We start from the raw sequence: 12597 nt of genomic DNA on the forward strand, positions 1-12597 counted from the left end.
ACAGCAACTGACTAGATCAATGGATTTGCGTAAAGCAGAATCAAAGAGATAACCAGACCATAAATGGTCAAAGACTCGATAAGAGCAAGACCAATAATCATGGTAACGGTAATTTTACCAGATGCTTCTGGATTTCTTGCTGTACCAGTACACGCTCCGCCAACCGCAGAACCCATACCAATACCGCAACCAAGCGCAGCGATACCAACAGACAGCGCAGCAGCGATACAGATCAGTGCAATGTTAACGCCAGTTGCAGGTGCAGCAGCAGCGCCAGAAGCCATAGCAAGGGAAGTCGCTCCCAATACCATAACAGCAGTCAAAACAGTTACTTTCTTCATTTTTTTCCTCCAAAAATTAATATATGGCCTTCTTCTTATTAAAAAACTTACTAACTTTTCAATTAATGTGCGTGTTCCATCGCAGCTGAGAAATAAAGAATCGACAGCAACACAAAAACCAGCGACTGAACAACTGAAACCAATACGCCAAGACACAATATTGGCAGTGGGCCAAAGAATGCGCCGGCAAGCAGAAACAGAATGCCCAGCAGCGTCTCTTTGGCCATGATGTTGCCAAAAAGTCGAATTGAAAGGGAGAGTATTCTCGCTAAATGACTGATCAACTCAATGGGGAACATAAGGGGAATCAACCATGGAATCGGCCCCAGGAAATGTTTGATATAAGCCGGGCCATGGAATTTTACTCCCAGTATATGGGTCGTCACGAAGATAATCACCGTACAGCCCAGCGTAATATTAAGGTTTGAGGTCGGAGACATAAATCCAGGCATCAGCCCAATCATATTGGCAACCAGTATATAAAGCGCGAAAGTGGCCAGCATCGGAAACATCATCCGAGCCCCTTCCTTACCCATATTGTCCGCCATAAAACCTTCTATCCCGCCGACCAGCGCCTCCCAGAAGTTTTGCCCTTTACCGGGGATCATCTCAATCGTACCCATGGTCAGCTTCGGGGTCAGGATAAGAAAAGCCATAACCAGCCATGTATAGGTCAAATGTGGCGACACAAGCTTGGCCATCAACGTATCACCAACCAGCGTATGTGGCACCGGCATTCCGATTGCTTCCAAAATTATGGATAAAAAGAGTATTGGATGTTCCATGGCGATCTACACTGCCTCCTTCATAGAAAATGCATTTTTTTTCACAACATCGATTGCCGTAATCAAAATTCCCACGACAACTGTTGACAGACCCACAAGCAAGCCGATGACGTGCACCTGATAATTACGAACCAGCAGATACAGCACAACAGCAAGTACAAATAAACGTAAGTAATACTTAAGGAAGAAACGCACCTTCGCTAACTGCACCGGCCCCTGAAAAATTCTGGTTAAATCTCTTTTAAGCACCAGAAAACTCAGATTTGCAATCAGGCTTCCTATCAAAACCCCTTCTGCCACCTTGGCAGAAAAAAACAACAAGGAGGATACTGAGAAAACAGCCAGCAACACCCAATTAAATAGCTGTACTCTTTTTATGGGAAAATCCATTTGTTGCATCGGTTGCTGCTTCACTATAGATCCTTCCGTCTGGACAGTTGGTAGAGATTCTTGAACCCGGCTGCGACCCCTAACAGGAGAAAAATCAGCATCAGCCAAGGTTTCGTCTTTCCAGCAAAAACCTTGGTATCAAGATAATAACCAAAACCGAAACCGATAAACACACAAGCGGCAAGCGTAATGCCGATAGTGGAGAAATCGGCCAGCAACCGCATGTACTCATTTCGTTTTTTCGGTTTTTCCATCTCGTACCTGCCAAAATGACCTTTCTGAGACCTTGCAAACCAGTACTACTACCTAGTAACCATCGGTCATCATTGGCATAATTAGAGTGTTAGGTATCATGCGACCAATTGAAAGTCAATTGCTTTTTCAGCTTTGGGCCAATTTTCTGAATGATGATTCAGTTTTCTCTAATGCTGTCGCCAGATCTTGTGCCGAATGGGCTGCAGAGATAAATGCACCCTCAAACTGAGACGGCGCCAAATAGATACCTTGGGCCAGCATATCCCGGTAGAACTGACCAAAGCGTTTTGTGTCTGAGGTCATGGCACTGTCAAAATCTGTAACCGGACTCTCCGTGAAAAATGCCGTCATAACAGAGCCGACCCGATTCAGGGTGGAAGGGATAGAGTATTTCTTCGCCAAGGCTTCCAACTCTAAGGCATAGCCGGCCGCCTTTTGATCAAGCTTCTCGTAAAAACCTGGCTTGGCAAGCTCTTTTAAGGTTGCTATACCCGCAGCCATTGCCAGAGGATTGCCGGAAAGAGTGCCTGCCTGGTAAACAGGGCCCTCGGGAGCAATCATATTCATGATCTCTTTCCGGCCGCCATAAGCACCGACAGGGAGACCGCCGCCAATAATCTTACCCATACAGGTTAAATCCGGCATAATATTGAATTTTTCCTGAGCACCGCCAAGTCCTAGACGGAATCCAGTGATAACTTCGTCAAAGATTAGCAGAATATTATGCGCCTTGGTCAACTCGCGCACCTTTTCCAGAAATCCAGGTGCAGCAGGCACGACCCCCATGTTTGCGGCCACCGGCTCCATGATCAGACAGGCTATATTGTCAGCCTGTTCGGCAAGCGTTTTCTCCAGCATTTCAAAATTATTGTAGGGGATCGATATTGTATTTTTAACAATATCCTCTGGAACTCCGGGACTGCCTGGGATGCCAAGGGTGATCACACCAGAACCGGCCTTAACAAGAAAGCTATCGGCATGACCGTGGTAACATCCATCAAATTTAACAACTACATTCTTTTTCGTGTAGCCGCGCGCTAGTCGTATCGCGCTCATAGTCGCTTCAGTTCCAGAACTGACAAATCGCACCCTTTCAACCGAAGGCATCGCGGCACAAACCAACTCGGCAAGCTCGACCTCCAAGGGGGTCGGCGCACCGAAACTAGTCCCATTCTTCATAGCTTCGGTGATACTGTGCACAACAACATCAGGAGTATGACCCAGAATCATCGGCCCCCAAGAACAAACAAAGTCAATATATTCATTGCCGTCGACATCGTAAACTTTTGAACCTTTTGCCCGCTCTATAAAGACAGGGTCGCAACCCACCGATTTACAGGCCCTCACAGGACTGCTGACCCCGCCAGGAATTGATTGTTGTGCTTTTGCAAAAAAGGCTCGTGATTTATCAGTTTTCATAAGAACCGTCTCCAAGAGTTATGTTTTTTGGTTTACTACAATTTTCATCAAAAAGTTTTTCTATTTCCCCCACGCATCAAGAAAAATCCTGGGTAACATAGCATGATGCCGTGCATTCGTCAAAGGCCTATTGCGGCACATCCTTTTTACTTTTCCGCCCGCTGACAATCATTGCCAGCCACCTCCCGTCAAAAGTGCTAACAAGCTACTGCATTAACAGCCAATCACCCTGAATTCACTTGACAATCTTCACCCCGCCATTGTATTAAAATTGATGATGCGCTGATACTCGCACCTTCAATTGATTTAAAAAATCCTACTGGAACCAAACTACGGGGAAGCACAATGCCAGAAGATCAAAGCACGAAAAGTAACCAGTTACTGCTCGGAATCGACTTCGGAACCTCACGAACCGCCGTAATGTCGAATCGCGGATACAAAAAAATCACCCGATCCATTGTCGGTTACCCAAAGGATATCATCGGCATTAAGTTTCTCGGCAAGGCACAGGTTTTTGGCGATGAAGCCCTAAAGAACCGTTCCGCTCTAACCCTGTATCATCCACTCGAAGATGGCGTAGTTCGTGAAGCCAGTGAGAAGGATTACAGTGCCGCCCTTGAGCTGCTCAAACACGTAATTACTGAAGCCAAGCAAGGTGAGGACATTCCGGTTTCAGGAATTATCGGCGTACCCTCTCGCGCCTCAATAATGAACAAGGAACTTCTTTTAAAAATTGCCCATGAAGTCATGACCACTGCCCTTGTTGTCTCTGAGCCTTTCATGGTGGCCTACCACATGAATAAGCTGAACAACTGCATTGTTGTCGACATAGGCGCTGGTACTGTCGACATATGTGGAGTCAAAGGTTCCATTCCCGGCCCCAAAGACCAGGTAACACTCTTAAAGGGTGGCGACTACATCGACGAACGCCTTGAGTCAGCTATTCAACAACGATATTTCGATGTTCAGATTACCCGCAACCTTGTTCGAACAATTAAAGAACAGCATGCCTTTGTCGGCGTTTCCCCCTCCGGACCGATTAAAGCAACCCTACGCATCGATGGCAAACCTGCCGAATATGATATCACTGAAGAGATACGCAGCGTATGCGAGAGCATAGTGCCCGATATCGTCGAAAATATTATTACTGTAATGAAAAGTTACGACCCGGAAAATCAACAGGAAGCATTAAACAATATCTACCTTGCAGGCGGAGGCTCAAACATCAAGGGCCTTGCCTCGATGATTGCCGCTCGTTTGAAAGATTACGGCGAAGTGACGGTTCTCTGCGTTGACGACCCCGACTTCTCCGGCTGTGGTGGCGCCCTAAAACTTGCATTGGATCTCCCCCCGGAACATTGGGATAAAATTGGCTTTGCCGGCTCGATTGGCTGACGACGTCCGACCCACTTATTGAACTAAATTGTCCATGCTCAATCAATTATTATTGAGAACAAGCTTTTACCAATGACAACCCTACTTTATATTTTACTTGGCATCTCGGTTGGCATTGGCTGTACACTGATTTTTTTACAGGAAAGATTCACCCGAGAGCGCCGCCGTATTTTGGCAACCAGTAAGGCAGAGCGGGAGAAAGCCACCAGGCAGCTTTTGGAGCTTGACGAAAAATGGGAGGCAGAGTGTGAGCAGTACCGGCAAGAGTTGGCCGCAGCGCAGACTGAAGCTGCAGGTGACAACGCCGCTGATTCCGAGCAGAGAATCCTAGAAAAAGAGTCCGAAATAGCCGCCCTAACGAGCGAAAACCAGCAGCTCCAGAAATCAAACGCGGCCCTGCAAGACCAACTCACCGAAGCGCAAAGCGAATCTGACTACCTCAAAGGGGAAATCAAGCGCCTGGAAAAAGAAAAAAGTCAGATCCCTGCCGACGACTTCATTGTCCTTTCCCCGTCTGGGGGGCATCTTTTACCGGGGTCAATCGCCCGCGCCCTCATGAAAAGAACGAACGACTAAAACTTCACCCCCATCAAGACTCTTCTTCCGATACCGCAGCATCGACCTATCGCCCTATAAACTCAATCTCCAGGTTTTTCAGAACCTCACCCAGGTTGGACTTGCTATGCTTAATGCCAATTTTATTGCGTATTTTATCGCGATGAAACTCGACACCACGCGTAGTAAGATTCAGCAGGTCAGCAATGCGCTTGGTACTTTTGCCCTGCTTGATCAGATTCGCTATATGAATCTCCTTGGGAGTCAGACGAAAGTACTTATAGGCAAGACCCTGCATAAAAGGGGCAACAATCTCACCAACATTTGATTCGATTATATTAGCGCAAACAAGGGCCTCTTCATTAAGGTTACACTCTTTAAGTTTTTCAATATAGGGATTGATCATCTCATTAACACTGAAGAGAATCTTATCCTGCACTTCCTTTTGGTCTCGTTCGTTTTTCTTGACCATTTGCTGCAGGGCAATGGTTGTGCCCTCTAAATCATTGGCTTTGGTGGTCACCTCTTCTTGAGCTTTGATCAGGCGGCGCTCGGAATTTTGCAGCTTAACAATAGACTCTTCAAGTGCGGCATTTATCAAGCGCAGATCGGCAGTCTGCTCCTCCACTTTCTGACTCAGCTCCTTATTAATATGCAATATACGCTTTTCAGCGACCCACTTCGCTCCGAGTGCGGCACCAAACTGCTGGACCTCCTGGGTGTGAAATGGTTTTTGAATATAAAGAAGTTTATCAAGTGGCCGGACCCGTGCTGAGATTTCCTCCGGATCAATATCAGAATAGGCAGTAACAATAACTATATTAATAAGGGGGTCAAGACTTCTTATTTGCTCAGCGGCCCAAACGCCATCGGGACCAGGCGGCATTCTAACATCAAGAAAGACCATGGCAAACGGCTGGTCATTGTTCAATGATTCTCGTACAGCCTGCAGCGCATCTTTGGCCTGCTGCCGACATGTTATGTGATACGAAAACAAACTTGCCGGATTCGCCGCTGTCCCGTAAAGCTTCGCTTGCAAATCCTGTATCCGCATATCAGATTCACTCTCTTGAGAAAGACCAAAAATACTCTTATAGGAATCAAGCACACCTTCTTCATCGTCAACAACCAGTATTCTAATCTCTTTTTGGGCCTCATTTTCCATTACCATACTCCCGGGCATCGCCTCAATCTAGCTGCAGCCTAATTACCTGCCAAACAAGTCATATCTCTATTATTCCAAGCACCGTGGTGAGTGTAATGATATTTTCATCAATCATCAAATGATTTTTCGCATAAAATCTTACGGTGGTACACGCATTTGTTTTTTGCTACTATATAAAAGACCCAGCACATTGTATCTTCAGCAACAACTTTATTTTCATTACTGCTGGCTCTTGTCGTCTATTTATCACCCCAGGAGAATAAACCTTGATACGAACCAAAGTCATACTTGTTTTTACCACCAGCCTTTTCCTGATAGCCGGCCTGCTTGGAATTCACATTTTTGAAACATCAAAAGAGGTCTACTTTCACAAAAGACTCGACAGTATGCATCATGAATATATTTTAGTCCTGAATATTAAACATGCCGTTAGCAGCCAACTGAAAGAGGCGACGACTGGTGTGGTCTTTGGTTTTTCACCCGAGCAGCTCAAACGATATGAGAAAACTAAAATCCTGGCAGACAGCTCAATTAAAGATCTCATGACCACCATTTCAATAGAACTCGACTATATTCTTTCTGACGAAAAGGAAAATGAAGAAGGCGAAAGCCGAAAGGCACTAGAGCTGCGTGATAAGTACACAGAAATCGATACACAACTTGAAAAAATACAACATATTGCCGATCAAGGAACAAAGAGCAGGCACGCCCAGGAAGCTGTCCTGGCCAACGTTGACGGCCTATACCGCTCCTTTGCATCCCTCATTGACGAGTGGATAGAGCACGAGCAAGAAGAGTTGCAAAGTCTAGAAAACACCTTCCGGGCCATGACAAACAGAAACACCATAATCCTCGTTGTCGGGTCAATTATCACTCTCGTCTTTGCCATGACCATGTCCCTTTCAATCATCCTGCTCATCATTGACCCCCGCATGAAAGAACTGATTAGCGGCACAGAACGGGTCTCCCAAGGCGACTTAAGCACCCCGATAGCTCTGGCGGGCAATGATGAGTTCACTGCACTCTCCAAGGCCTTTAATCAGATGATGCTGCGGCTCCAGAGTTCCCAGAAGCAACTGCTGGAACAATCATATTATTCAGGTATGGCAGAAATGGTTTCCGGCATTCTCCACAATATTAAGAACGCATTTTCACCATTTATTGTTGATACAGAAATAATCTACCACCATGTGAAAAGCATTAAGCTGTTCCAATTTATTCCAACCCTTAACGAGTTACGCGATGACACCATCGACTCAGCCCGTAAAAATGACCTGCTCGACCTAAGCGGCCTTCTCATCGAAAACTCCCAGGATGCCTTAAAAAAGATACGGGACAAGCTGGCAGTAATGCAAAATAGAGCTACCCTTATCGAACGAATTATTGAGGAGCAAAGCCAACTGGCTAACTCCCAAAGGCTCATTGAAGACGTCTCCCTGCAGGAACTCTTCCAGGACTCATTGTCACTTATCAAAACCAGCCTTCTGGAAGAAGTCTCTGTCACTGTTTCAGACAACGTACAATTGATCGGTACTATCAAGACACAGAGAATTATCCTGCTCCAAGTGTGTAAAAATGTAATTCTTAATTCGATCGAGTCCATTTTACGCTACGGAAACAAAGTCGGCAAAGTCGAGATTAACGCTGAACTCTTCCATGACAGCAGTCAGGAGATGGTACACATAACTGTCTCTGACAATGGCGAGGGCATTAAGCATGAAAGCCTTCAAGAGATTTTCCAGCGAGGCATCTCCAGCAAATCAACACGCTCCGGCCTGGGTTTACACTGGTGCGCCAATAGTATCGCAGCCCTTCAAGGACAGATCTATGCCGAAAGTAACGGCCCGGGCCAAGGCGCACAACTCCATATCCTCTTGAAGCGCAGCTGAAAAGGCCCTCGGAGGCTGTCCGAAAAGTTTCGCCGCCGGGTGTGTTGTCTGCCGCCTTCTGCAATTGACCTGGCAAGAAAATTCCCCTGTAAATTTTCATTCATAGTGTAAAAGCCCCCACATCGCTCTTTTTCAGCAAATAATGAGTGTCACCTCGTTTTTTGCTCAGCTAACCAGCTGCAAACGATAAAACTCCATCCAAATCCTTATGTTTTTAAAAGGCAATTTATTTCCAGATATGCGCCACACGCCCGGTTATACAAAACGCAACAACACACCCTTCCATGCCATCCTGCACAACAAAAAGTTTAACCACTACTAGCAGTTCATGCGAGCCACCTGCAGCTAAACAGTCTAGGCACGCTTCTTGCTTATAAGATGCCACGTACTAGCCAAAAATTTAGTAATTACAGCAAGTTAAACAATAAAACAGTAGCTCACAGGTCTTTTACTTACGGGCGCTAAAATTGGCTACCCGTATTGAATTAAAAATCAAACTTCAAAAGAGAAAGTGATGAAAAAGTCTATTGCCTTTGCCATAGTGTGTTTTTCGGTGCTCTTCGCCAGTAACGTTTACTCAAATGACGTTACCGACGCTCCCCACAACAACAGTTTCAACATTGAATGTCGCGACTGTCATCAATACTCTCTCTGGTGGAGCTATTCTCCGGCTAGAGGCACAGCTCAAGACTTCTTTGCCGGCCTCTCCGAAGAGATCTGCCTCCGCTGTCATGATGGTAGCCCTACTCAGGTGCATAAAGGCACCATGGCACCCCATACTTCAGCTACTCTCTCCAACGGTTATGGAACGTGGAACACAAGCTGCGTTGACTGCCACTCGCCACACTATCAGCAACAGCTCGAATGGCGCACCAATTCAACCGACAAGGCGAAACTCTACCTGGTTACGGGAACTATCTCAGCACCCTATGATACCAACATAAACATTAGGCTCAACATTCCGGAGTCAGGCAAGACAACAATTACCTATGACACCCCATTCACATATAATGATATACGATGGTCTATTCCGTACGACAGCAATACGGATACAATCACCTGGGAGAACAAAAATAACGCTATTCCAGGCCGAGGTCTCATTTTTGTCCATGACACTGAAAATGCTGTCGACAGCTATGTCATTGATTCAACCAATGCCAGCAACCAAATAGTCATAAATGGACTTCTGGATCTCACAAAAATCAACACCACAACTAAACCATCATCGAACACCTTTGGCCTGATTTACGGCCAGTTGATCAAACAAAACTTTATTTTGCAGGACGGTACAGAGGCTCCAGTTAAATTTTTTGATCCAGTCGGTGGCTTTGTTGAGGAAGATGCAACTGGATCCGGTCTTACAACTGGTATCTGTCAGGTTTGTCACACAAAAACCAGTAACCCGACGACACTTGCCCCACGTTTCCGCAACGATGGTACTTTCCCTGCTGGTGGTCATAGTGCTTATGTTGCCGGCGACTGTTCCGACTGCCATATCCGAGAAACAGGCTTCACCCCCAGTGGCCTTGACCACTCCACTTCCGGCAACTCAGCAGTCCTTGACACACCGTTATGCGTCAACTGTCACGCACACGCCGCCAACAATCCCATGGGTGTTCATGGCAGCGAATGCATCAAATGTCATGAATTAGCCAGCCCTGAAGTCGGCAACTCTACCCTTAAAACCGCGTATGGCTCTGCAACTCGTATAAGCGCAGGTGACTGCGTTTGGTGTCATGAAGGATATTTTGATGGCCACGACAGAGGTTCTGTTGTGGGCGGAGTACTTGACCACTCCAGCAGCGTAGCTCTGAGCATCGACCAAAGCACAACAATACTCAACTGTAGCGGTTGTCATCCGGCATCCACAACGCCATTCTCTTCGACTGGCGAAGTGCACTCTGTCAACGGTTGTGCCACATGCCACGATACCGCGATTAATGGCGGATTAATTGCGCCTGCAGTTGCCGGCGGTGGTGAGTGCGCAATATGCCATGGCGCTTTCAACAGTCATGATCACGGGACGGATACAGGAATTACCCATTGGCTCAGTTACGACCCTGCGCGTGACATTTCAGACAGCAATACCTGCGATTTCTGTCACCCCAGCCAGCTTGGCGATTGGAATGCCATTCTTGAAACACACGTCAGCGGCGGTCAATGCGGTACCTGCCACAACTCAACTCGAACAAACGGCGCCTCTACCTCAGTTAACCCTGCCTATAACTCTGTTGCTAATGCCATTGCTCAGTCCGGCGCAACAAACTCAATTACTTTAAATTGTATTGACTGTCACTGGGATAGACAGCTTAACCATTTTGTTGACCACAGCACGTTTGTCACCGGTGGAACAACAAATTGTGTAACCAACTGTCATGACTCCTCGTTTACCGCTTCTCCAACTGACCCTAAACTCCATGATGATTGCACTATCTGCCATACCGGCACCACAAAACCAGTAACACTCATCTCACTTGCTGTTGGTCACGCCACAACAGATATCGGTTTCGGAAACCCGAACATCTGCACCACATGTCATTCCACACCAACGTTCTGGGACCACATCAAAGGCGGCGATCATCTTGGCCAAGTACGAGCTACTATTAATAACACCTGCGAAACATGCCATGTCAGCACTGGCGATTTGGTCATTGAACCAACCCTTCACAATGGTGGCTGCGGAATATGTCATGACTTAGGGCGAGGCGGCATATTAAGAGCAGGGTATACTGGCCGTGGCTCAGCTCTCACTGGAGCTGGAGACTGTGCGAGCTGCCACACTGACCATGCAGCAGACTTTTTCTTCCATGTTAAACCGAATCATAACACTAAAATTCTGCCTACGGCTAAATGCGTTGCCTGCCACAACGAAGCTGACATGGTAGATGGAGTCCATGCGACTAACAGCTGCCTTACCTGTCACACCGCCGTCACCGGTGTAATGCGAGGCGGAGCAAATGGCGACGCCAGTAACGGATCCGGGGATTGCGCCTTCTGCCATCCATCAAGAGATGCTAATTTCTTTACCGGACATACTAACCCGGTTGACCACAACCTCGCCAACGTTTTGGCCACTCCAAACTGTGTTAGTACTGGTTGTCACACTGGAGCCAGACGCGCTGAAGACATACACATAACCAACAGCTGCGACACGTGCCACAACCCAGCCTCAGGCGCATTAAGATCAGGAATAAATGGCAACGCTACCGGCGGAGCCGGAACCTGTGCAAGCTGCCACGCCACCAGGGCGGCCAACTACAAAAGCCACAACACCCCCTCTCATGCCGCCCTTACCAGTTCACCTGAGTGTACAAGCTGTCACAGCACGGCGATGATTACTGGCGTCCATAAAGGTACATGTACGAACTGCCATGTAGACTTGACTGGTGTTCTTGTCGGCAGTGCCGCCACCGGCGCAGGTAGTTGTACTTTCTGTCATTCCACCATCGACACAGTAATTCCTCACCAGGCAGATCATGATGCAATTGTCTTCGAAGCCTACGAGCAGCCTGTAACCAACTTGCCCCTATTACCTGCATGTACCAACTGCCACGGCGCTGGGAATGTATCTATCACCACAGCCAACGAACATATTGGCTTTCTTACCAGAAATGCTACCATTATTGATTGTGATTCCTGCCATAAACCAGCATTTCAAACCATCATCAATGCCGGCAGAAGCAGCAACCCATCACCGCGCCCAATTGAATGCCGGGAATGCCATGGTGGTAGATTGGCCAACCCAGATCCACTGATTGTTGATCCACAAACAGAACATCCTTCTGATGTTATGCCGCATGATCCTGAGACCCCTCAAACCCTCGCAACAACAACAACTTGTGTAACCTGCCACTATGAAACCGACTTGTCTATTGGTATCCATAAGCTCTGCGACACCTGCCATGATCAAACAACCTTTGCCCTGATTGGCACTGCTGCTACAGCCGTTGGTGCTGGTGAGACTGCCCCATTTACCTGTGCAGAATGCCATACCAGTCATGTTGCCGATTTCTTTACAGGACACTCCTCCCCTGGCACTCACATGTTTAAGGGCTTTGTCACTACAACTACTGACAACACCTGTGAAGAGTGCCATACTGCAGCAAATACCATCGCAGACCAGAAGATGCATAAAGGTCTCTGTGAAAGTTGCCATACGCTTGTTACCGGGGAGTTAAAGGGCAGTGCTGCCGGCAAATTCGACGGCGGTGACTGTACGATTTGTCACACAACCTACGCCACCGACTTCTACAATCACATAACGCCTAATCATGAAGTAAGTGCCTTTGTCACGTATGATGCAACATGTCAGAACTGTCATCATACCGGTCATGTTATGACCAGTCCATATACCCATAACTCCAATTTCACCACCAGAATTGGTTGTGAGCTGTGCCATGCAG

General features: G+C 47.1%; 10 protein-coding genes. 4 read left to right on the forward strand and 6 right to left on the reverse strand.

The genetic code is table 11. The annotated features are described in order from the left end of the window. Nucleotides 1–11: 11 nt before the first annotated feature. The 5 genes from atpE to hemL all read right to left on the reverse strand — a co-directional run bounded on the left by atpE (nt 12) and on the right by hemL (nt 3190). The gene (gene atpE, locus HQK80_04730) at nt 12–341 is read right to left on the reverse strand and encodes an ATP synthase F0 subunit C (protein MBF0221526.1); all 330 of its coding nucleotides are present in this window, start codon (nt 339–341) and stop codon (nt 12–14) included. A gap of 62 nt (nt 342–403) precedes the next feature. Next, on the reverse strand, nt 404–1126 hold the full coding sequence (gene atpB, locus HQK80_04735; protein MBF0221527.1) for a F0F1 ATP synthase subunit A: 723 nt from the start codon (nt 1124–1126) through the stop codon (nt 404–406). A gap of 6 nt (nt 1127–1132) precedes the next feature. After that, a complete protein-coding gene (locus HQK80_04740) occupies nt 1133–1624 on the reverse strand; it encodes an ATP synthase subunit I (GenBank protein ID MBF0221528.1) in 492 nt (163 codons plus the stop codon). Beyond that, nucleotides 1540–1770 carry an AtpZ/AtpI family protein gene (locus tag HQK80_04745; protein ID MBF0221529.1) on the reverse strand — a complete coding sequence of 77 codons (231 nt, stop codon included), beginning with the start codon at nt 1768–1770 and terminating at the stop codon, nt 1540–1542. Before HQK80_04745 ends, HQK80_04740 begins: the two co-directional genes overlap by 85 nt. 127 nt (nt 1771–1897) lie before the next feature. Continuing rightward, complete coding sequence (gene hemL, locus HQK80_04750) at nt 1898–3190, reverse strand: glutamate-1-semialdehyde 2,1-aminomutase (protein MBF0221530.1); 1293 nt, start codon at nt 3188–3190, stop codon at nt 1898–1900. 345 nt (nt 3191–3535) lie between these two features. Here hemL and HQK80_04755 point away from each other — a divergent pair, with 345 nt between their 5' ends. Together HQK80_04755 and HQK80_04760 are read left to right on the forward strand one after the other, a co-directional pair. Next, on the forward strand, nt 3536–4585 hold the full coding sequence (locus tag HQK80_04755; protein ID MBF0221531.1) for a rod shape-determining protein: 1050 nt from the start codon (nt 3536–3538) through the stop codon (nt 4583–4585). A 72-nt stretch (nt 4586–4657) separates the two neighbouring features. Then, nucleotides 4658–5161 carry a hypothetical protein gene (locus HQK80_04760; protein ID MBF0221532.1) on the forward strand — a complete coding sequence of 168 codons (504 nt, stop codon included), beginning with the start codon at nt 4658–4660 and terminating at the stop codon, nt 5159–5161. Between the two features lie 46 nt (nt 5162–5207). Here the strand turns inward: HQK80_04760 and HQK80_04765 are convergent, their stop codons facing one another. After that, nucleotides 5208–6305 (reverse strand): response regulator, encoded by a 1098-nt coding sequence (locus tag HQK80_04765; GenBank protein ID MBF0221533.1) that lies wholly within the window; start codon nt 6303–6305, stop codon nt 5208–5210. Between the two features lie 266 nt (nt 6306–6571). On the opposite strand from HQK80_04765, the gene HQK80_04770 reads away from it, so the two are divergent. Then, nucleotides 6572–8194 carry a sensor histidine kinase gene (locus HQK80_04770; GenBank protein MBF0221534.1) on the forward strand — a complete coding sequence of 541 codons (1623 nt, stop codon included), beginning with the start codon at nt 6572–6574 and terminating at the stop codon, nt 8192–8194. A gap of 514 nt (nt 8195–8708) precedes the next feature. Then, nucleotides 8709–12597: hypothetical protein (locus tag HQK80_04775; GenBank protein MBF0221535.1), on the forward strand; the 3889-nt coding region annotated here is incomplete at its 3' end.

The sequence above is a fragment of the Desulfobulbaceae bacterium genome, from assembly GCA_015231515.1.
Taxonomy (GTDB): Bacteria; Desulfobacterota; Desulfobulbia; order Desulfobulbales; family VMSU01; genus JADGBM01.

Bases quoted from the DNA above. Each gene is read 5' to 3' on its own strand.
- atpE (MBF0221526.1), bottom strand. From the start codon at position 341: ATGAAGAAAGTAACTGTTTTGACTGCTGTTATGGTATTGGGAGCGACT.
- atpB (MBF0221527.1), bottom strand. From the start codon at position 1,126: ATGGAACATCCAATACTCTTTTTATCCATAATTTTGGAAGCAATCGGA.
- HQK80_04745 (MBF0221529.1), bottom strand. From the start codon at position 1,770: ATGGAAAAACCGAAAAAACGAAATGAGTACATGCGGTTGCTGGCCGAT.
- hemL (MBF0221530.1), bottom strand. From the start codon at position 3,190: ATGAAAACTGATAAATCACGAGCCTTTTTTGCAAAAGCACAACAATCA.
- HQK80_04755 (MBF0221531.1), top strand. From the start codon at position 3,536: ATGCCAGAAGATCAAAGCACGAAAAGTAACCAGTTACTGCTCGGAATC.
- HQK80_04760 (MBF0221532.1), top strand. From the start codon at position 4,658: ATGACAACCCTACTTTATATTTTACTTGGCATCTCGGTTGGCATTGGC.
- HQK80_04765 (MBF0221533.1), bottom strand. From the start codon at position 6,305: ATGGAAAATGAGGCCCAAAAAGAGATTAGAATACTGGTTGTTGACGAT.